The sequence below is a fragment of the Thioalkalivibrio sp. ALE23 genome (genome assembly GCF_000378545.1).
Lineage (GTDB): Bacteria > Pseudomonadota > Gammaproteobacteria > Ectothiorhodospirales > Ectothiorhodospiraceae > Thioalkalivibrio.
The window spans coordinates 416,145-436,190 of record NZ_KB900033.1; the positions used below are offsets into that span (position 1 = coordinate 416,145).

The window sequence follows — 20,046 nt, forward strand, 5'->3', positions numbered from 1 at the left end:
TGTACATGGATCAGTGTTTCCCTGGGGGCCGCCTTGCTCATCGCGGCGGGGAGTGTAGAGAAAAAGAATGAACGCCGCATTACGCCACGGCGGGGCAACGCGCACCCCGCCGTGGCCGTCGACTCATGCTCAGAAATCGCCGGTGCGGCCGGCTTCGACGATGCTGTAGATGGTGTCTCTCACCTCGCGCGCGACCTCTTCCAGATCCTCGGGCAGATCCGTGGCATGCAGCATCATGTCCATGTTGGTGGTCACGATCCAGCCCTGGCCCTCGTCGTCCTCCACCACCGCGATGCGACACGGCAGGAAACTGGCGAAGATGATGTCGTGCTGCACCATTTGATTGGCGATCAGGGCATCACAGAACGCCAGTATGCGCATGTAGTTGCCCTCGCCGCCCATGGCCGTCACCTGCTCGGAAAGCGGCAGGTTCGCCACTTCCTGAAAGTTGCGCAGATTGGCCCGCAGCTGCATCGACTCCACCGCCTCCTCGACGCTCACCCCGTCCTCGATCCGGAACACCTCGGCGCTGTGCCGCACCATCTGCTGAAGCGTTTCGCGATCGAGCTCCGGTTCCTGCGTCGCATCCGGTGGCGAAGCCATCAGGCCGGGAGTCCAGCCCAGCAGCAGCAAAAACAGAATCCACCGTTTCATGTTCCACCTCCCGCCGTTGCGCGGCCCTCGGCCGCTTCATCGAAGGTAGACCACTCACCGGAACACAGGCGCCAGATCACCAAAAAACCCCGTGCCGCTCGTGCGACACGGGGTCCGCCATGAAGCCCCTGCGACCGCGGCGCCACGATCGCTCGGGCCGTCTGCGCCGGGGGGTCAGGCGCTGGCCGCGGCCATCACCGCATCCGGAATGCGCGGGGCCTCGTTGCCCAGGCGCCGGCCGGCGGCGTTCAGGACCGCCTGCAGGGTCGCGGCGGTGGTGTCCTCGCCCAGGGCCACGCCCACCGAGCGCTCGCCGTCCACCGAGACATCCACCGCGGCCATCGCGCGCGCCTCGGTCCCGGCCTCCACCGCGTGCTCGTCGAAATGACTGACGCGCACCTCCACGCTGCGGCTGGCGTGCAGCGCCTCGGCCAGCGCCTCGACCGCGCCGTGGCCGGCCCCGTTCAGGCGGGTCTCCTGTCCGGGCGGGCCCACGGTGGCATCCAGGCGCACCACCGGCCCTTCCTTCTCCATTTCGTAGCGCACCAGATCCCAGCCCGGCACCGGCGCCAGGTAGTGCTTCTCGAACAGCTCGTGGATGCGCTGCGAGGTGACTTCCTCGCCGGAGGCCTCGGCGTCCTGCTGCACGATGCGGGCGAACTCCACCGCCAGCCAGCGCGGCAGCTCGATGCCGTAGTCGCGCTCCAGCACGTGGGTCACCCCGCCCTTGCCGGACTGCGAGTTGATGCGCACCACTTCCTCGTAACGCCGTCCCAGGTCGCCCGGGTCGATCGGCAGGTAGGGCACGTTCCAGTGGCCGCCATGCTCGCGGTAATGTGCCAGCCCCTTGCGGATCGCATCCTGGTGACTGCCGGAGAACGCGGTGTACACGAGCTCGCCGGCCCACGGATGGCGCGGATGGATCGGCATGTCGGTGCATTCCTTGTACACCTCCATCAACCGCTCCATGTCGGACAGGTCGATGGTCGGGTCGATGCCCTGCGAATACAGGTTCATGCCGACAGTGACCAGGTCCATGTTGCCGGTGCGCTCGCCATTGCCGAACAGCGTGCCCTCCAGGCGGTCAGCCCCGGCCAGCAGGCCCAGTTCGGCCGCGGCCACGCCGGTGCCGCGGTCGTTGTGCGTATGCAGCGACACGCAGATGTGCTCGCGCCGCTGCACGTGATCGCAGAACCACTCCACCTGGTCGGCGAACACGTTGGGCGTGGCCGACTCCACCGTGGCCGGCAGGTTGATGACCACCTTCTGGCCCTGATCCGGTCGCCAGATCGCCGTCACCGCGTCGACCACCTCGACGGCGTAGTCCAGCTCGGTGGTGGAGAAGCTCTCCGGCGAGTACTGGAAGATCCAGTCGGTCTGCGGGTACTTCGCGGCGTAGTCGCGCACCCAGCGCGCGCCGTTCTCGGCGATGCCGCGGATGCCGTCGCGGTCCATGCGGAACACCTGCTCGCGCTGCGCCGGGTTGGTGGAGTTGTAAACGTGCACCACCGCGCGCGGCGCGCCCTCCAGGGCCTCGAAGGTCCGCGCGATCAGATCCTCGCGCGCCTGCGTCAGCACCTGCACGTACACGCCTTCGGGGATGCGCTGTTCGTCCACCAGCCGGCGGGTGAAGTCGAAGTCGATCTGCGAGGCGGCCGGAAAGCCGATCTCGATCTCCTTGAGCCCGATGTCCACGAGCACCTCGAAGAAGCGCATCTTCTGCTCCACGCTCATCGGGTGCACCAGCGCCTGGTTGCCGTCGCGCAGGTCCACCGCGCAGAAACGCGGGGCCGCAGTGGTGCGGCGCGCGGGCCAGCGCCGGTCCGACTTGTCGATCGGCGGGAAGGGGGCGTACTTGGTGTGATCGAAGCTCATGACGATCGGTCTCCTGATACGGATGCTTACGGCTTTCCTGTTGGGACAACAGAATAACGCAGAGTTCGCCGCAGGGAATTGCGAATTACCCCCATGGCGCTTCCATTTCGCCATGGGATTGCGCCGGACAGCCCATGTACGCAAGATTCGGCTCATGGAAAACGAACTGCACCGCCTCGATCGCTACGACCGCCGCATCCTCGAGATCCTGCAGGAGGACGCCGGCATCTCCAACCAGGCGCTGGCCGAGCGCGTGGGGCTCAGTCCCTCGCCCTGCCTGCGCCGGGTGCGCGCGCTGGAGAATGCGGGGATCATCCTGCAGCGCGTGGCCCTGCTGGACCGGAGACGTCTGGGCCTGGAGCTGACCGCGCTGATCCATATCGGCATGGATCGGCACACCCCGGAACGTTTCGCCCACTTCGAGGAAACGGTGGCCACCTACCCCGAGGTGCAGCGCTGCTACCTGATCACCGGCCAGGCAGCCGACTACATGCTGCAGGTGGTGGTTCCGGACATGGATGCCTATCAGGAATTCCTGCTGCGGCGCATCACAAGGCTGGAGGGAGTGGACAGCGTGCACTCCAGCTTCGTGCTGCGCCGGGTGCTGGACCGCACCGCGCTCCCGCTGGACTATTCCCCGGGATGATCCGGGCGGCGCTCAGACCTCCGGGGTCTCGCCACTGACCGGCGCGGCCGGGGCCGCCGAGCCGTCGGCCACGAAACGATGCCCCTGACGCAGGCAGTAGCGCAGCCACTTGTACAGGAAACGGTTGTGCCGCCAGCGACACCCCAGGCCCGGCTGGCCCGCGAGGGTATCGATCATGCGGTCTTCCCCGGTGCTGCGGCAGTAGCGCCCCAGCACCTCGGCCTGGCGGGCGTCGTGGAACATGCGCACCCGCACGTCCGGCTGCTCGCGCACCCGGTCGCCTTCGCCGAAGCGGTAGGTCAGGCGCAGCGTGGTGGTGTAACGGGTGCGCTCCAGCACCTCCAGATGAAGATCGAGGGCCCCGTCCACGCGCGATACGGCCCGTCCGCCCACGGCGGCGGGATCGGGACACAGGCGGCGCAACTGCAGATAGTTGTCCTCGTAGAGCTCCATCAACGCGGCGAAGGTGACGGGCCGCGGCTGGAGGTACGCGGGGGTACGGCTGTCCAGCAACATGGCGGCGGAGTCTAACAGCCCTGCGCCGCCACCGTCCGGCATCCCGGCGCTCAGAGCGGACACCCCCGTACGTTTCTGCTACCGTCGGGATAAAGTCAGGGGAGTCACGCAGCACATGGACATCAGCGTCGTCACCACCCATCCGTTCGAAGACCAGAAGCCAGGCACGTCGGGTCTGCGCAAGCGCGTCAGCCGCTTCCGCCAGCCGCATTACCTGGAGAACTTCGTCCAGGCCGTATTCGACAGCCAGCCCGCGCTGGAAGGGGCCGAACTGGTGCTGGGCGGGGACGGCCGTTTCCACAACCGCGAGGCGATCCAGACCATCCTGCGCATGGCCGCCGCCAACGGCGTCGGCCGGGTGGTGGTCGGGCGCGGCGGGCTGCTGTCCACGCCGGCCGCCAGCCACCTCATCCGCAGCCGCGGTGCCACCGGGGCCCTGATCCTGTCCGCCTCGCACAACCCCGGGGGACCGGAAGGCGACTTCGGCATCAAGTTCAACACCGCAGCGGGCGGACCGGCTCCGCCCGCGGTCACCGACGCCATCCACGCCCGCAGCCAGGCCATCACCCACTACCGCATCCTGAAGGAAGCGGTGCACGTGGATCTGGATCATCTGCAGGCGACCACCCTGAACGGCATGGACGTGGAGGTGGTCGATCCGGTCGCCGCCTACGCGGATCTGATGGACGAGCTGTTCGATTTCCACGCCATTCGCGAGCTGCTGGCCGGCGACTTCCGACTGCGCTTCGATGCCATGCACGCGGTGACCGGCCCGTATGCGGAAACCCTGCTCGTGGACCGCCTGGGGGCGGCCCCGGAAAGCATCCTGCGGGCAGAACCACTGGGCGATTTCGGCGGCGGACACCCCGACCCCAACCTGGCCCACGCGCGCCAGCTTCGCGAGGCGATGTTCGGCCGCGACGCCCCGGACTTCGGTGCCGCCTCCGACGGCGACGGGGACCGCAACCTGATCCTCGGGCGGCATTTCTTCGTCACGCCATCCGACAGCTTCGCAGTGATGGCGGCCAATGCCCACCATATCCCGGCCTTCGCCGACGGTCTGCGCGGCGTCGCCCGCAGCATGCCCACCAGCCAGGCGGTGGACACCGTGGCCGAGGCCCTCGGCATCCCCTGCTACGAGACGCCCACCGGGTGGAAGTTCTTCGGCAACCTGCTGGACGACGGGCGCATCCGCCTGTGCGGCGAGGAGAGCTTCGGCACCAGTTCCGACCACGTGCGCGAGAAGGACGGCCTGTGGGCGGTCCTGTTCTGGCTCAACCTGCTCGCCGTGCGCCGGCAGTCGGTCGAGAGCATCGTGCACGAGCACTGGGAGCGTTTCGGCCGGCACTACTACACTCGGCACGATTACGAGGGGATCCGCAGTGAACACGCCGAGGCGGTGATGGAGCGCGTGCGCGACCGGCTGGCCACCCTGCCGGGGCAATCGCTCGCAGGACAGACGGTCCGGGCCGCCGACGACTTCGCTTACACCGATCCGGTGGACGGCTCGGTGGCCGAAGGTCAGGGCCTGCGGGTGATGTTCGAGAGCGGTGCGCGCATCGTCTTACGGCTGTCGGGCACCGGCACCGAGGGAGCGACACTGCGCCTGTACATCGAACAGCACGAAACCGACCCGGCAAGGCTCGACCTGGATCCGCAGGAGGTGCTGCGGCCACTGATCGACGCCGCAGGCGACCTGGGCGACATCCCGGCGCTGACGGGGCGCGAACGCCCCGACGTGATTACCTAACTCTTCAGGGCCTGATCCGTCCGGGCCGGAAGAGTCAGGGGGCGAGCTGCAGGGTCATCGCCCCCTCGTCGACCTCCACCGACTCGATCCCGGCGCCCAGTCCCCGGAACGGCTCCAGGGCCAGCAGGTCCTCGTCCTTCAGTCCGCCCAGCCAGGCATCCGGCAGCGGGATCCCGGCCACGCTGACCCCGACCAGGCGCGCACGCACGCCTTCGTCTTCGGTGGTCTCGAAATGCACGCCGGAATTGACGTTCAGTGTGCGCCCGCCCAGCAGCGGTACGTCCGCGGGGACATCCACGCGCACGCGCGTGCTGACCTGCCCCGGCGTCAGCCGCACCGACACCCGGTTGGCCAGGTCCGGATCACGGGCGATCAGGGCGTTGAGTTCGCGCTCGGAGAACGCGATGCGCCGGGCAGCCGGCTCTTCTTCATAGAGTTCGGGCACCAGCGGTTCGGCATCGGGATCGTCCAGGTCCACGATGGCCTCGCCGCGATCCGCATCCGGGCGCGGCCGCGCCGGTTCGCGCGTGCGTTCCAGGGCCTCCAGCTTCTCGTCCAGCGCCTCCTGCTCCACAACATCCAGTTCCACGGACTTCGGCTCGCCGGACTGCAACTGCACCCAGCCCCAGAAGCCCGCCCAGATGATCGCCAGGCCGAGCAGGATCAGAAGATAGCGCGGCGGGCGGCCGGTGGAGCCCGCCACACCCTTGCCGGAGGAATCATGTTGAGCCATGTCAGGGATCTCGAGGAAGGTCCGCCGGCATCATCGGCCCGGGCTCGCGGCGCGTCAAATGAAATCAAACAGCGACAGCCGGCTGGTCTCGCTGTAGGTCTGCTGTGCCGCCTGCAGGGCCACCTGCTGCTGGTTGAAGCGGCTGATCGCCTCGGCATAGTCGAGATCGCGGATCTCCGAAACCGCGGTCTCCAGATCCAGCAGCCGGTCCTCGTTGAGCTCGGTCTGGTCGTCCATGGTCTTCAGCCGCGAGCCCACGTCGGCCCGGATGTCATTGAAATTCTCGATGGCGGCGTCCATGTCGCCCAGCGCCGTATTGGTGGCGGTGGCCAGGTTGGCCCGGGCCTCGCGGGTCCCCGTCCCTTCCTCCAGCGCGGCGATGATGTCGTCCAGGGTGGAGAAGATATCCTTGTTTTCGGCCGGTCGCGAAACCACTTTGTCGCCGTCGACCGGATCCCCGCTGATCGTCACCGAACGCCCGGCGAAATCGATGGATTCACCCGGCACGAACGGCTGATCTTCCAGGAGCTCCCCGTCCCGGCCCTCGATGGCGTCGTCGTTCTCATCCAGCACGCTGTAGGTCATGTCACCATCGCCATTCTCCGTGAACTCGATGGTGTATTCCTCGCGGTCCAGTTCGCGTACGTCGTACACCTCGGCCTTGTCGACGATCAGCAGACTGTCCGCCTCCCGGTTGGTTACATCGGCCGTGGTGCGACCATCGTTCTCCGGGATATTCATGAACACGTCGGCGCCGGTATCGCCGACGGGAACCGTGCGGGTCGGCGAGATCTCGACCTCACGCACGCTGCCGGTGCCCTCGGCACCCTCGTAGCGGACCGTCCCCTCGCCATCCTGCTTGAACGGCTGCTCCAGCGAATTGGTCCCGGCAAAGATGTACTCGCCGTTGGGATCGCGGGTATTGGCGATCTCGAACAGTTCGTCGCGCAGCTGGCGCAGCTCGTTCGCCTGGTAGCGCCGCGTCTCGTCGGTCTGGCTGTCGTTGTTGCCGGCGATGACCAGCTCGCGCGCCCGCTGCAGGGCATCGGTTCCCGACTGCATCAGGGATTCCTGCTGCTGCAGCCGCGGCTGGGTATTGTCGATGTTGCGCTGGTACTGCTCGGTGGCCTTGATGATCCGCTCGAACTGGTTGGTCTGGGTCGCCCCGCTCGGATCATCGGAGGGCGTCAGGATGCGCTCCCCCGAGCCCAGCTGCAGCGACGTGCGGTTGAGTTCCGCCTGATTGCGCTGGATCTGGTCGATTCCGGTCTGGAAGATCTGGGTCGTCGATACACGCATCGTTTCATCCCCGGATGCCGTGGCATCCCGTCCGCTTCTTGTCATTGCTGCCCGCGTGCGGGGGCATCAGCCACGCACCGCGCCCAGCAGGCTGTCGAACAGGCTGTTGCCGATCTGGATCACCTGCGCCGACGCCTGATAGGCCTGCTGATAACGCAGCAGGTCGGCCGCCTCCTCGTCCAGGTTCACGCCGGACACCGCCTCGCGCTGCTCGCGCGCCTGATCGAGCTGGGCACTGGCCGATTCCTCCGCCACCTGCGCCTGACGGGTCTGCGTGCCGACGCTGGCGATCAGGCTGTTGTAGGCGTCGCCGAAATTGCGCCGCCCCTCGACGATATCCTCCTCGGCCAGCGCGTTCATCGCCTGCATGTTGCGGTTGTCGCCTTCGCGGTTCTCGTTGGTGAACACCTGAAAGCTGTCGTTTTCCTCGGGAGTGCCGCGGATCTCCATTCCCCAGCCGTCGAAGCTGAGAGTATAAACCCCCTCGTTTTCCTCAGACTCCACTTCGGTGCCATTGCGCCTGAAAGTGTCCCCATCGAAAGTAATCTCCAGGCCATCTTCCCCGGCATCAGCGAAATCTTCGTCGAATGCCTCGGAATCCGGATCCGTAGCCGCGATCGAGGTCACCGTGGCATCACCCTGATTCCCGTCGCCCTCCCGGGCCCGCAGGGCCGACGCGGCGGCGAGCTCGTCGCCGTCCTGCATCAGGACTTCCATCTGGCTGGCGCCACTACGGGTCGGCTGAATCAGCCACTCCCCCGTGACGTCATCGTTTTCGACCTCGCCGACGTCGATGACCATGCCATCCACGCGGATGGTTTGCTCATCGCTGTTGTAGTCGAAATCATCAATGTCCCGATTGTCTGGCAGCCGACGCAGCTCGTAACCCCCGTTTTCATCCCCGTTTTCGTCGCGCCGCAGGCGGTAGTCATTGGTGGTCAGGGCCGAGGCGTCCTCGATGCTCACCTCGGGATTGGTACCGGGCTTGGGATCCCCCACCCCCCACACCTGCGGCTCGCCCAGCGAGAAGATCGGCCCGCCCTGCTCGCCGTTGAGATCCAGACCCAGCTGGTTCTGCTGGTTGAAGCTGTCGCCCAGTGAATGCGCGATCTGGCCGAGGGTGTTCTGCGCCTCGTCGATCAGGCCGCCGCGCGTCTCCAGCAGTGCACCCAGCTCGCCGCCCTGGATGAACCGCGAGATGCTGGCGGTGCCGTCGCCGCTGGGCACGCCGATATCCAGCTGACCGGGATCCCCCGACAGCGGCTCGGCGCGCAGCTCGCGCGCATCCCCGCCGAGCACCAGCGACTGGCCATTGCCGACAAACACGTTCAGCGCGCCGTCGTCCTGCTCCACGGTGCGCACATCCACCTTTTCCGCCAGTTGGTTGACCAGGCGGTCGCGCTGGTCGAGCAGATCATTGGGTGATCCCTGGGTGGAGCCGGAGACGATGGCGCGGTTCACGTCGGCCAGCGACTCGGCCAGGTCATTGACCTCCTGCACCCCGGTCTCGATCTGGTTGTTGACGATGTCGCGCTGCTCCTGCAGGCGGCTGTCGATGGATCCGAGGCGTTCGACCAGCGATTCCGCCTCGGTGCGGAACACTTCGCGCGCGGCGCTGGAAGTCGGGTCGCTGCTGACGTCCTGGGCCGCGGCGAAGAAGCTCTGCAGCACAGGCTGCAGCCCCGAGGCCTCGTCCGCCAGCAGGTTGTCGATGCGGTTGGCGATCTGCACCCGGGTCTCGGCGCCGGCGGCGGCGGTAGTCGCGTCAGTGAGCTGCCGGTTCACGAATTCGTCGGAGATCCGGCGGATGTTGTCGACCTGCACCCCCTGCCCCTGGAAGTTGCCGCCCAGGAACTGCGGCGGCCGGTTCGCCAGGGAGGTCGACTGCCGGGAGTAGCCTTCGGTGGAGGCATTGGCGATGTTGTTGCTGGTGGTGCTGATCGCCCGCTGATACGCGAGCAGCCCCGACGTCCCGATGTTGAGGGAACTCATGACGCCATCCTCCGTGGCCGGTGGGAACCCTGTTGTACGCGATCCGTGTTATGCATGCTTCACCCCTCGACCGGGTTATCGGCCGCGCCGGCCGAGACTTGAGCATGGACCGGCTCGCGGGCCTGCGCCACCCGGTCACGCAGATCCAGGATCTTTTCCGCATAGCGCGGATCGGTGGCATAACCCGCGGCCTGCAGTTCGCGCACGTAGGTCGCGTCGTCGCCTGCCTGCAGGGCCCGTTCGTAGCGCGGATTGCTGCGGATGAAGTCGACGTAGTCCGCGAACGAGCGTTCCGGATCGTCATAGGCGCGGAAACGCGCCTGTTCGCGCTGCGCCACACCGTCGCGGTACTCCAGGGTACCCACCGAGACCGACTCCCCGCTCCACGAACGATCGGCCTTGATGCCGAACAGGTTGAAGCTGGGCTCGCCGTCCGTACGGCTGGGCACATGCTGCCCCCAGCCGGTTTCCAGCGCGCTCTGCGCCAGCAGCACCGATGCATCCACACCCAGCTCGGCCGCGGCCCGTTCAGCCGCCGGCCCGAGCTTTTCCAGGAATTCGTCCGGATTGCGCGGCGGCCAGTCGACCCGGGGCCCGCCGGCCGCCTCCGGCATCGACCGCGGCGCATCGCCGGCCCCGGCCTGTTCCGCCGCCCCGCCGGGGCCCGCCCCATCCACCGCATCCGCCGCATTCGCCGCATTCGCAGGTGCCGCAGGCCGTTCCCCGTCCCCGCGCGGCCGCATGGGGGTCAGGCTCTCGTTGCGCCGTGGCGCCTCGAGGTTCTGCTGGCGTTCCGGATCGTGCAGGACCTCGGGATCGGTGGGCGCATTGCGCTCCATGTCACGGATCAACGCCTCGCGCAGGCCAAGCCCCTCACCCTGACTGACCGACCGCGCGACCTCCTGGTCGAACATCTCCTGATACATTTCGGTCTGTTCGTTCTCGAAGATCCCGTCGCCCAGCGAAGCCTCGCGCATCTGCTTGAGCATCTGGCCGACCAGCATCGCCTCGAACTCGCGCGCGACCGCTTCCATGCCCTCGCGACCCCCGCCGCGCGCGGCTCGTGAAAGCTCGTGCAGCCCCGACGGATCGGACGCCATCGCCGACTGCGCCTGCATCCGGCTTTCTCCGCTCGGCCCGATCATCAGATCACCACCAGCTCCGCCCGCAGCGAGCCTGCCTCGCGCAGGGCCTGCAGGATGGCCACCAGGTCGCTGGGAGCCGCCCCGACGTTGTTCACCGCACGCACGATCTCGTCCAGCGAGGTCCCCGCGTCGAACAGGAACATCGGGTTGTTATCCTCCTCGATCGCGATGTCGGTCTCCGGCTGGATCGCGGTCTCGCCCGGGGCCAGCGGCAGCGGCTGCACCACTTCCGGCGATTCGGTAATGGTCACCGTGAGACTGCCGTGCGACACCGCCGCCGGCGATACCTGCACGCTGGAACCGATCACCACGGTGCCGGTGCGCGAGTTGACGATCACTCGGGCCGGGGCCTCGCCGCGCTCCACCGGCAGGTTTTCCAGTTCCGCGACGAAGCTGACCCGCTGACTGGGATCCGACGGCGCCCGAACCTGCACCGACGAACCGTCCAGCGCCCGAGCGGTACCCGCGCCGAAGGTCTCGTTGACCGTCTCCGTCAGGCGCGTGGCCGTGGTGAAATCGGGCCGGTTGAGATCCAGGGTCACGGTATCGCCGGAGGCGAACGCGGTCGGCACCTCACGTTCCACCGTGGCCCCGTTGGGGATGCGCCCGACACTCGGCACGTTGACCGTGATGCTCGATCCGTCGCCGCCCTCGGCATCGAACCCGCCGACGATCAGGTTGCCCTGGGCGATGCCGTAGGTCTCGCCATCGGCACCCTTCAGCGGGGTCATGAGCAGGGTGCCCCCGCGCAGCGAATCGGCATTGCCCATGGACGACACCGTTACGTCGATCTCCTGGCCCGGCTTGGCGAATGGCGGGAGGTCCGCGGTTACCATCACCGACGCGGCATTCTGCAGCTGCGGGTTGGCCCCCTCGTCCGGGGTCAGACCGAGCTGGGTCAGCATGTTGTTGAGGCTCTGCACCGTGAACGGGGTCTGGGTCGTCTGGTCACCGGTGCCGTCCAGCCCCACCACCAGGCCGTAGCCAATCAGCTGGTTCTGGCGCACGCCCGACACACTGGCCAGGTCCTTCACCCGCTCGACGATGCCCGAACCGCCGTGGTTCGGCTGCTGTGCCATGGCCTGCTGCTGGATCGCGGTCTGCGCGGCCGCACCCTGCAGCCCGAGGGCCACCAGGAGACCGGCGGAGCCCGCCAGCCACGCGACCTGACGCATCCGTTCGCGGATCCCCTCACGAAACCCGTTGCGCATTTGTGCGTTCATGTCCACCTCGTCCTAAAAGGGCCACAGCGGGCTGTTGAAGAAACGGGTGATCCACCCGGGGGTGTTGCTGTCCGCAATGAACCCGCTGCCGCCATAGGAAATGCGGGCGTCGGCCACCTGTCCCGACAGCACCGTGTTGTCGGCATTGACGTCCTGCGGCCGCACGATCCCGCGCAGCCGCACGTATTCCTCGCCCTGGTTGATGCCCAGCCATTTCTCGCCCTGGATCACCAGGTTGCCGTTGGGCAGAACCTCGGCCACGGTCACCGTGATCTCCCCCTCCAGCTGGTTGCTCTGGCTCGAATCGCCGCTGCCGTCGAAGCCGCGCGAGCTGTTATTGCTCACTCCGAACAGCGGCCGCCCGCTGCGGGTCGCCTCGCCGCCAAAGGCCTCGAGATTGCCCAGATCCAGGTCCGAATCCTTGCTGGTGCTGGTGGACGACGATTTCTGCGCGTCGGTGCTCTCTGCCAGGACCACGGTCAGGATGTCGCCGACCCGGGCAGCCTTGGGATCGGTAAACAGGCCGTGCGAATGCGAAGCATGATAGATGCTGCCGTTGTTCTGGGCCTGCGGGACCGGTTCCGGCGGCTGCACGGCGTGATACTCGGGCGCATCGCCGGGGGTGGTGTCGTGCGGCATGCTGGCGCAGCCGCCGAGCAGGACCAGGGCCAGCGGAGCCAGCCAGCGGATGAGGGACAGCGTCGCGCGGTTCATGCGATCACCCGATGGTCTGGTTGATGAACTGCAGCGACTGGTCGGCGCTGGAGATGGCCTTGGAGTTGACCTCGTAGGCCCGCTGGGTCTCGATCATGTTCACCAGCTCCTCGGCGATATTCACGTTGGAGGTCTCCAGCGAGCCCTGGATCACCGTGCCTACGCCGTTGAGCCCGGGGTTGGCCTGCTGCGCCACCCCGGAGGCCGCGGTCTCCTTGAAGATGTTCTCGCCCACCGCCTCCAGGCCGGCGGGGTTCACGAAGTCCGCCAGCTGGATCTGCCCCAGGTCCACCGGTTCGGCCTGCCCCGTAATGCGCGCGGTCACGGTGCCATCCTTGCCGATGTCGATCGACTCGGCATCATCCGGCACGAACAGGCCCGGCTGCAGCGGATAGCCGTTGGACATCACCACCTGGCCGTCGGAATTCACCTGGAAGCTGCCGTCGCGGGTGTAGCCGATGTCACCGTTGGGCATCAGCACCTGGAAGAAACCGTCGCCCTCGATGGCGACGTCCAGCGAGTTCTCGGTCTGCTGCAGGTTGCCCTGTTCGAACATCTTTTCGGTGCTGACCGTGCGCACGCCGGTGCCGATCTGCAGGCCCGAAGGCAGCTGCTGATCCTGGGTCGCCTGCGCGCCCGGCTGGCGCACGGTCTGGTAGATCAGGTCCTCGAATACCGCCCGGTCCTTCTTGAAGCCGGTGGTGCTCGAGTTGGCCAGGTTGTTGGCCACGGTCGACATGCGCGTGTCCTGCGCGTCGAGTCCGGTCTTGGCGATCCACAGTGCCTGGTTCATGGCGTTTCTCCTGTCAGTCGGGGCCGCGTCGGGATCATCCCGGTCAGCCCATGCCGAGCAGCCGGTTGCTGCTCTGTTCCAGCGTGTTGGCGGTGTCCATCATCTTGATCTGGGTCTCGAAGGTTCGCGACAGCTCGATCATCCGCGTCAGCGCCTCGACGGTGTTCACGTTGCTGCTCTCGAGCGTGCCGGATACCAGCGTCACGTCCGCTTCTGCCGCGGCCTCTTCACCGTCCGGCAGGCGGAACAGTCCGTCCTCGCCCCGTTCGAGATCCTCGACATCCGGATTGACCAGACGGATGCGCTCCACCGCCGCGAGGGCATCCGCCGGGGCGCCCTGGGGCCGGACGCTGATGGTCCCGTCGGTGCCGATCTCCACCTTCTCCGCCGGCGGAATCGCGATCGGCCCGCCGTCACCCATCACCTGCATCCCGTCCGCGGTGCGCAGCAGACCGAAGCCGTCCACCTGCAGGTTGCCGGCGCGGGTGTAGCCTTCCTGCCCGTCCGGCCCCTGCACGGCGATGAAGCCCTCGCCCTGGATGGCCACGTCCAGATCACGCCCCGTACTGCGCAGCGTCCCGCGAGAGAAGTCGGCCGCCTCGTTCCCCACCTGTACGTAATCGCGCGTGTCGTAGACCGGGCCGCGCACCGGGACGGTGTCCGCGGTGGCAAGTGCCTGCCGGAAGCCGTCGGTATTGGCGTTCGCCAGGTTGTGATTGTTGACGGCCTGGGCGTGCTCGACCTCCCGGGCCCCCGACATCGCGATGTAGAGAAAACGGTCCATGGTTCGGCCTCCCGCAGGATCCTCCGGTTACCGCCCTAGCGGATATTGATGATGGTCTGGGTCACGGTGTCGGCCGTGGAGATGGTCTGGGAATTGGCCTGGAAGTTGCGCTGGGCCGTGATCAGGTTCACCAGCTCCTGCGCGATATCCACGTTGGAGGCCTCCAGGGCCCCGGCCTGGATCTGCCCGGTACCGCCCGCACCCGGCGCGTTCACCGTGGGTCCGCCTGAGGCGAAGGTCTCCGCCCAGTTGTTGTTGCCCAGCTGCTCAAGGCCCTGCGGGTTGTCGAAGTTGGCCAGCGTCACCTGGCCCAGCACGTCCGACTGCCCGTTGCTGTAGCGGGCGAACACCACGCCCTCGTTGTCGATATCGATGTCGGTCAGCGTGCCCGGGGCAAACCCGTTCTGATTGAGATCGCTGACACCGAAGTCGGACCCGTACTGGGTCGTCCCATCGAAAACGATAGAGACCTCATCATCGTCCTCGAAGTTACCGCCGGGAAAGAAAGAGAAGGTTACGTCCTCCTCATCCGGAGGGTCGCCATCTTCATCCACCAGCTCACCATTACTACCGAAAAGCAGCTGCGCGGGGAAATCCCCATCTTCGACCACTTCACCGTTGACCGCGACGTTGACCTCCCACTCGTTGTCATCGGTCTTGGTGAAATAGACCTCCGCGTCCTGGGCCTCGCCTTGGCCGTTGTACACCGTCAGCGAAGTGGAAAAGTTGTAGCTGTCGGGGACGGCCACGCCGTCATCAGTATCGAAGCCATCGTCGATTACCGGCGCATCGGACTGCAGGTTCAGCCGGGCATCGATCCGGGAAGTCACCTGTGGCGAACCCTCGCCGGTCTGCAGCCGCAGGTTGTCCGGGGTTCCACCCAGATCGGCGGGATCGGTATCACCGTCTTCGGCGATGTATCCCTGCAGGTTCTGGCCCTGGCTGTTCACCAGGAAGCCCTCGCGATCCACCTGAAACTCGCCGGCGCGCGAGTAGAGCGTGTTGCCGCCGTCATTGAGCTGGAAGAACCCCTCCCCGTCGATCGCCAGATCCAGGCCGTTCTCGGTGAACTCGGTCTGCCCCTGGGTGAACTGCTGGGTCACCGCCAGCAGGCGCGACCCGGCACCGGTGGCGGTCTGCGCGGTCCCGCCGAAGGACTGCGCATAGACATCCCCGAATTCGGCACGCGATTGCTTGAACCCGGTGGTCCCCGAGTTGGAGATGTTGTTGCCGGTCACGTCCAGGTCGGCCTGGGCCGAGTTCAGTCCGCTCAATCCGATGTTGAAGGGCATGTTCCGTTCCTCCGGTTGTTTTTTGTGTCGGGCGTCAGCCGGAAATCCGGCGTACGTCCGAAAAATCGATCTCGCCCACACCTTGCACATTCAGTGCCAGGCCGTTTTTCTCCCCGCCCATGGAGACGCTGTCCACGCGCTGGTTAAGAAAGGTCTCCAGCGATTCGGTGCGCTCCCCGCTGCGCGCGGTCGCCCGGACCTCGTAGACCCCGGCCGGCGCGCGCTGGCCGTTGTCGGTCAGGCCATCCCACTGGAAGTCCTGCAGCCCGGCGCCCATCGCGCCGAGATTCATGCGCCGCACGCGCTCGCCGGCCCCGTTCATGATCTCGACCTCCACCGACTCGGCCGAGGCCCCCAGTTCGAACGCGCCGCTCATGCCGCCCTCGGGGCCCAGCTGGCCGAACTCCACCGGCACCAGCACGTCCTTGCCAACCAGATTTGCGCCCTGCACCGCCTGGTTCTGTCCCATCGACTGGGCGAAGCCCTCGAACGACTCGTTCAGCTGCTGGATCCCGGTGACGCTCGAGAACTGCGCCATCTGCGCGATGAAGTCCCCGTTTTCCATCGGCTCGAACGGGTCCTGGTTCTGCAGCTGGGTCGTCATCAGCTTGAGGAAGTTCTCCTGTCCCAGCTGATCCGGCCCGCCTTCCTTCTCCTGACGGTCGCGCTGGGCCTGGCGGTCAGTGCGAATCCCCGCCCCTTCCAGCATGTCGGGTGTCAGTCCGTTCATTTCCGGTCTCCTAGCCTTGTCCGCCCATCTGCAGCGTGCGCATCATCAACTGGCGGGTGGTGTCCATGACTTCAACGTTGGCTTCGTAATTGCGCGAGGCCGACATCATGTTGGCCATCTCCTCGACCACGCTGACCGCCGGGCGAAAGATGTAGCCATCGTCGTTTGCCTTCGGGTGATGGGGCTCGTAATGCATCTGCGGCTCGGCATCCGACTCCTCGATCCTGGCCACCCGCACCGGCGTCGCGGTACCGTCGCGGCTGGCCTGGTCCATCGCTGCCTGGAACAGCACGTGTTTCCCGCGATAGGCCTCCTCGGCGCTGCCGGCCGCCGTGTTGGCGTTCGCCAGGTTCGAAGACACCGTATTCAGCCGCGCCGACTGTGCCGTCAGCGCCGAAGCCGAGGTATTGAACAGATTGAACAGATCACTCACGGCAGTGGCCTCCCGTCAGGTTCAGCGATTGCCCCGGAAGGCATCGCGAATGCCGGAAACCCGGCGATTGAGAAATTCGAGGCTGCTCTGGTACTTGACCGAGTTCTCGGCGAACGCCGCCCGCTCCATCTGCGGATCCACGGTATTGCCGTCCAGAGACGGCTGCGAAGGGATGCGGTACTTGAGCTCGGCCCCGGTGCCCGCGGCAGCCGTCCCCGGATCCTGATGACCCGCGCGGGTCTGGCTGAGCTGAAGCTGGCCACCACCACCCGAAGCCGCCTCCAGCTGGCTGCGAAAATCCAGGTCGCGCGCCTTGTAGCCGGGGGTGTCGGCATTGGCGATGTTCGAGCTCAGAACCTCCATGCGCTGCGAACGCAGGTTCACCGACTCCGGCAGAATCCCGAGCGCCTTGTCCAGCGATATGCTCATCCCGTTCCGTCCGGCCCGCGCATGGCGGGCATCCGTTGCCTGACCACGACGATGCAATCGCCGTGCCATTGGCTGCCGGCAAAAGGGGAAAAAGGATAGGGAGGGACACCGGCACGCGGCCGGCCACGCGGCGAATCACCGCGCAGGGAACGAGCGCCGGGCCCGTTGCAGGCCCGGCGTGGAGGGGTTCAGCCCTTCAGCCGCAGGACCGAGCCGTACTCGGTGCGCACGGTTTCGTACGCCTTGCTGTAGGGCCCGACCGTCTCGGAAGCGCCAAGAAACAGATAGCCGCCGGGGTTGAGCTGCTTCGCAATACCGTCAAGGACCTGACGCTTGGTCTCGGCGGAGAAATAGATCAGGACGTTACGGCAGAACACGATGTCGAACTTGCCCAGCGCCGCGTAGCTGTCGACCAGATTGAGTTTCTGGAACCGGCAGCGGCGCTGCACCTCGGGGATGATCTTGTGCCCCTCGGGCACGGTCTGGAAGAACCGGGACCGCCGCGACTCGCTCAGCCCGCGCACGATGCTCAGACCGTCATAGACTCCCTTGCGGGCGTCTTCCAGCACGCCCTCGGACAGGTCCGTGCCGAGAATGCTGACGGGCACCACCCGGCGCGGGCGCGAGGCCTCCCATTCCGAGACCACCATCGAGATACTGTAGGGCTCCTGGCCACTAGAACACCCGGCCGACCAGACCTTGATCGACGACCGAGTGGACGCCAGCTCCGGGAGGATCACGTGGCGCAGGATCTCGAACGGAAAACCGTCGCGAAACCAGGAGGTTTCGTTGGTGGTCATCGCATCGATGACGCGCGTGCGCAGCTTCGGGCTGGGCGCCTTGCGCAGCGCGTGCAGCAGTTCCGGCACGTCCTTGTAGCCAAATTCATCCAGCAGGCGGGACAGCCGGCTGGACACCAGGTACTGGCGGCTGTCCCCCAGCACCAGGCCACAGCACTCGGAGAGAAAGCGCGCGAATTCTTCGTAGTCACGGGAATCGATCACGCACACATCTCCGCCTTGACGCGTGCCGGGCCCGTCCGCCGTCCGCTGGTTGTTCGGTTCGATGATTCCATGCCGCCACAGTATAGGGCTTCGAGGCAACCTTGCGGAAGTCCGCAGCCTGCAAAGGGGCGGCAAGCGCCGGCCACCCGCCCCGGCCGGGCCGGCAACCGTTCGCCCCCGGCAACCACCGACATCTCAGGCGGTCTTGTTGATCTGTTCCAGGACCGCACTGGCCAGTTCGTCCGGGTTGAACTTGGAGAGGAACGCATCCGCACCGGCCCGACGCACCATGTCGGTATTGAATTCGCCGCTGAGCGAGGAATGCAGCAGCACCCGCAGCGGTCGCAGGCGCTCGTTCTCGCGGATCTTTGCCGTCAGGGTGTAACCATCCATGCGCGGCATTTCGATATCCGAGATCACCAGCTCGACCGTGTCGTGGATCGGACCCTCGGCGGCTTTCTCCTCCAGGTAATCCAGGGCTTCACGCCCGTCCTTGCACAGCACGTAGGGCCACTCGAGCCCCTGGATGGCGCTTTCGATCTGGCGGCGGGCCACCACCGAGTCGTCGGCGATGACGATTTCCCGACGCTCGGGTGTCTGCTCGGCCACCGCGGAACGCACGCTTTCCGACACCTCGGTGGGCAGCGGATTGACCAGCGACAGCACGCGCTCCACGTCGATGATCTCCACCAGCTTGTTGTCGAGTTCGGTGACCGCCACCAGAAACGACTCGCGACCGGTGCCGCGCGGGGGCGACTTCACCTGGTCCCAGTTGACGTTCACGATGCGATCCACCGCCGATACCATGAAGCCCTGCACCGAGCGGTTGAACTCCGTGATCACAACCTTCTGCTGCCCGTCCGCCCCGGCCCGGGTCGATTGCATGCCCATCGCCCGCGCCAGATCGATGATCGGCACGGTCTTGTCGCGCAGGGTGGTGACGCCCCGCACCACCCCGGCGGACCCGGGAATCTGGCGCAACTGCGGCAGCGGAATCACCTCGCGCACCTTGAACACGTTGATCCCGAAGGTCTGCGTGCCGCCCAGATAGAACAGCAGCAGCTCCATCCGGTTCTGCCCGACCATCTGCGTGCGCTGGTTCACGTCGTCAATAAACTGACTCACGGTTCTCGCCCCCTGGGTTGTTCTCCCTGCTAACGGCCGCGCCGGCGGGAGCTTGAACCACGCATCGGACGCGCAGGACAGGCGCCGGATGCCATGGCACAGAATCTGCTTGTATTCCGTGACGAAGACACAGGGTCAACGGTGACCGGACATGCACCTTTTCAAGTTACAGGCTTTGCTCCCGTACCGCAGCCCGGGCCGCAGCGGGGGCCGCAGCGGGGGTGCGCTTCTTCTGATGCTCGCGCTCCTCGCCCCGACCGCGCAAGCGGAGATCGAGCCGGTGCAGAACATTCGTGACAGCGCGGAACGGTTCCTGCACCAGCAGCTTGGGGACCACAACGGCGACGATGTGGAGGTGCAACTCGGTCATGTCGACGACCGCCTGCGCCTCAAGCGCTGCGAAGAACCCCTGGAGGCCTCGCTGCCGCCCGGCGGCCGCCCGAGGGGCAATACTGCGGTCAACATCCGCTGTCCCGGGCCGGTGACCTGGTCGGTGTACGTTCCGGCCACCGTGGAACGCCACGCCGAGGTGGTGGTGGCCCGCCGCAACCTGTCGCGCCAGCAGACCCTGGGGCCGGGCGATCTGCGCATGGAGCGCATCGAGACGTCGCGCCAGGCCAGCCATTATTTCGAGGACGCATCCGAGGTGGTCGGTCTGCAGACCCGCCGCGCGATTCGCCAGGGCCAGGTCATCGGCCAGCAGCACGTTAATGAACGTCAGGTGATCCAGCGCGGCCAGCGCGTTACCATCCTCGCCAGCAGCGGCAGCGTCACTATCCGCATGCAGGGCGAAGCCCTGGAAGACGCCACGGCCGGCGACTGGATCCGCGTGCGCAACACCTCCTCCGGACGCGAGATCGAGGGCGAGGTCCAGCCATCGGGCACGGTTCGCGTCGCCCTGTAGTAAAA

At 66.5% G+C, this 20,046-nt stretch carries 20 protein-coding genes; 3 read left to right on the forward strand and 17 right to left on the reverse strand.

The annotated features are described in order from the left end of the window. Window positions 1–129: 129 nt before the first annotated feature. Both F573_RS0108635 and F573_RS0108640 read right to left on the reverse strand, forming a co-directional pair. Complete coding sequence (locus F573_RS0108635) at window positions 130–654, reverse strand: DUF302 domain-containing protein (protein ID WP_019022240.1); 525 nt, start codon at window positions 652–654, stop codon at window positions 130–132. Between the two features lie 174 nt (window positions 655–828). Continuing rightward, complete coding sequence (locus F573_RS0108640) at window positions 829–2,529, reverse strand: 2-isopropylmalate synthase (RefSeq protein ID WP_019022241.1); 1,701 nt, start codon at window positions 2,527–2,529, stop codon at window positions 829–831. A 154-nt stretch (window positions 2,530–2,683) separates the two neighbouring features. Between F573_RS0108640 and F573_RS0108645 the strand changes: the two genes are divergently transcribed. Next, entirely contained in the window at window positions 2,684–3,175 is a 492-nt protein-coding gene (locus F573_RS0108645) for an Lrp/AsnC family transcriptional regulator (protein WP_019022242.1), read from the forward strand. A gap of 12 nt (window positions 3,176–3,187) precedes the next feature. Here F573_RS0108645 and F573_RS0108650 read toward each other — a convergent pair whose 3' ends face one another. Continuing rightward, complete coding sequence (locus tag F573_RS0108650) at window positions 3,188–3,691, reverse strand: DUF1249 domain-containing protein (protein WP_018871210.1); 504 nt, start codon at window positions 3,689–3,691, stop codon at window positions 3,188–3,190. Between the two features lie 115 nt (window positions 3,692–3,806). On the opposite strand from F573_RS0108650, the gene F573_RS0108655 reads away from it, so the two are divergent. Beyond that, window positions 3,807–5,441 carry an alpha-D-glucose phosphate-specific phosphoglucomutase gene (locus F573_RS0108655; RefSeq protein ID WP_019022243.1) on the forward strand — a complete coding sequence of 545 codons (1,635 nt, stop codon included), beginning with the start codon at window positions 3,807–3,809 and terminating at the stop codon, window positions 5,439–5,441. Between the two features lie 34 nt (window positions 5,442–5,475). Here the strand turns inward: F573_RS0108655 and F573_RS0108660 are convergent, their stop codons facing one another. The 14 genes from F573_RS0108660 to F573_RS0108725 all read right to left on the reverse strand — a co-directional run bounded on the left by F573_RS0108660 (window position 5,476) and on the right by F573_RS0108725 (window position 19,137). Beyond that, window positions 5,476–6,174: a hypothetical protein gene (locus F573_RS0108660; protein WP_019022244.1), complete on the reverse strand. Its 699-nt coding sequence runs from the start codon at window positions 6,172–6,174 to the stop codon at window positions 5,476–5,478. 54 nt (window positions 6,175–6,228) lie between these two features. Then, window positions 6,229–7,473 carry a flagellar hook-associated protein FlgL gene (gene flgL / locus F573_RS0108665; protein ID WP_019022245.1) on the reverse strand — a complete coding sequence of 415 codons (1,245 nt, stop codon included), beginning with the start codon at window positions 7,471–7,473 and terminating at the stop codon, window positions 6,229–6,231. A 66-nt stretch (window positions 7,474–7,539) separates the two neighbouring features. Continuing rightward, window positions 7,540–9,465, reverse strand: coding sequence for a flagellar hook-associated protein FlgK (flgK, locus tag F573_RS0108670; RefSeq protein WP_019022246.1), 1,926 nt, complete (start codon window positions 9,463–9,465; stop codon window positions 7,540–7,542). A 59-nt stretch (window positions 9,466–9,524) separates the two neighbouring features. After that, on the reverse strand, window positions 9,525–10,610 hold the full coding sequence (flgJ, locus tag F573_RS0108675; protein WP_019022247.1) for a flagellar assembly peptidoglycan hydrolase FlgJ: 1,086 nt from the start codon (window positions 10,608–10,610) through the stop codon (window positions 9,525–9,527). After that, window positions 10,610–11,785, reverse strand: a complete 1,176-nt coding sequence (locus F573_RS0108680) for a flagellar basal body P-ring protein FlgI (protein WP_026300866.1) — start codon at window positions 11,783–11,785, stop codon at window positions 10,610–10,612. Before F573_RS0108680 ends, flgJ begins: the two co-directional genes overlap by 1 nt. A 60-nt stretch (window positions 11,786–11,845) precedes the next feature. Further along, window positions 11,846–12,547, reverse strand: coding sequence for a flagellar basal body L-ring protein FlgH (gene flgH, locus F573_RS0108685; protein ID WP_019022249.1), 702 nt, complete (start codon window positions 12,545–12,547; stop codon window positions 11,846–11,848). Window positions 12,548–12,551: 4 nt separating this feature from the next. After that, window positions 12,552–13,340 carry a flagellar basal-body rod protein FlgG gene (gene flgG / locus F573_RS0108690; RefSeq protein ID WP_019022250.1) on the reverse strand — a complete coding sequence of 263 codons (789 nt, stop codon included), beginning with the start codon at window positions 13,338–13,340 and terminating at the stop codon, window positions 12,552–12,554. Between the two features lie 43 nt (window positions 13,341–13,383). Beyond that, a complete protein-coding gene (gene flgF, locus F573_RS0108695) occupies window positions 13,384–14,124 on the reverse strand; it encodes a flagellar basal-body rod protein FlgF (protein ID WP_019022251.1) in 741 nt (246 codons plus the stop codon). 35 nt (window positions 14,125–14,159) lie between these two features. After that, window positions 14,160–15,416 (reverse strand): flagellar hook protein FlgE, encoded by a 1,257-nt coding sequence (flgE, locus tag F573_RS0108700; RefSeq protein WP_019022252.1) that lies wholly within the window; start codon window positions 15,414–15,416, stop codon window positions 14,160–14,162. A 34-nt stretch (window positions 15,417–15,450) separates the two neighbouring features. After that, window positions 15,451–16,146, reverse strand: a complete 696-nt coding sequence (locus F573_RS0108705) for a flagellar hook assembly protein FlgD (protein WP_019022253.1) — start codon at window positions 16,144–16,146, stop codon at window positions 15,451–15,453. Window positions 16,147–16,156: 10 nt separating this feature from the next. Beyond that, entirely contained in the window at window positions 16,157–16,579 is a 423-nt protein-coding gene (gene flgC, locus F573_RS0108710; protein ID WP_019022254.1) for a flagellar basal body rod protein FlgC, read from the reverse strand. Window positions 16,580–16,600: 21 nt separating this feature from the next. After that, the gene (gene flgB, locus F573_RS0108715) at window positions 16,601–17,008 is read right to left on the reverse strand and encodes a flagellar basal body rod protein FlgB (RefSeq protein ID WP_019022255.1); all 408 of its coding nucleotides are present in this window, start codon (window positions 17,006–17,008) and stop codon (window positions 16,601–16,603) included. A gap of 188 nt (window positions 17,009–17,196) precedes the next feature. Next, window positions 17,197–18,012: a protein-glutamate O-methyltransferase CheR gene (locus F573_RS0108720; protein WP_019022256.1), complete on the reverse strand. Its 816-nt coding sequence runs from the start codon at window positions 18,010–18,012 to the stop codon at window positions 17,197–17,199. A gap of 195 nt (window positions 18,013–18,207) precedes the next feature. Continuing rightward, the gene (locus F573_RS0108725; protein ID WP_018871225.1) at window positions 18,208–19,137 is read right to left on the reverse strand and encodes a chemotaxis protein; all 930 of its coding nucleotides are present in this window, start codon (window positions 19,135–19,137) and stop codon (window positions 18,208–18,210) included. 235 nt (window positions 19,138–19,372) lie between these two features. Between F573_RS0108725 and flgA the strand changes: the two genes are divergently transcribed. After that, window positions 19,373–20,041 carry a flagellar basal body P-ring formation chaperone FlgA gene (flgA, locus tag F573_RS0108730; protein WP_019022257.1) on the forward strand — a complete coding sequence of 223 codons (669 nt, stop codon included), beginning with the start codon at window positions 19,373–19,375 and terminating at the stop codon, window positions 20,039–20,041. The last annotated feature ends 5 nt before the right edge of the window (window positions 20,042–20,046 follow it).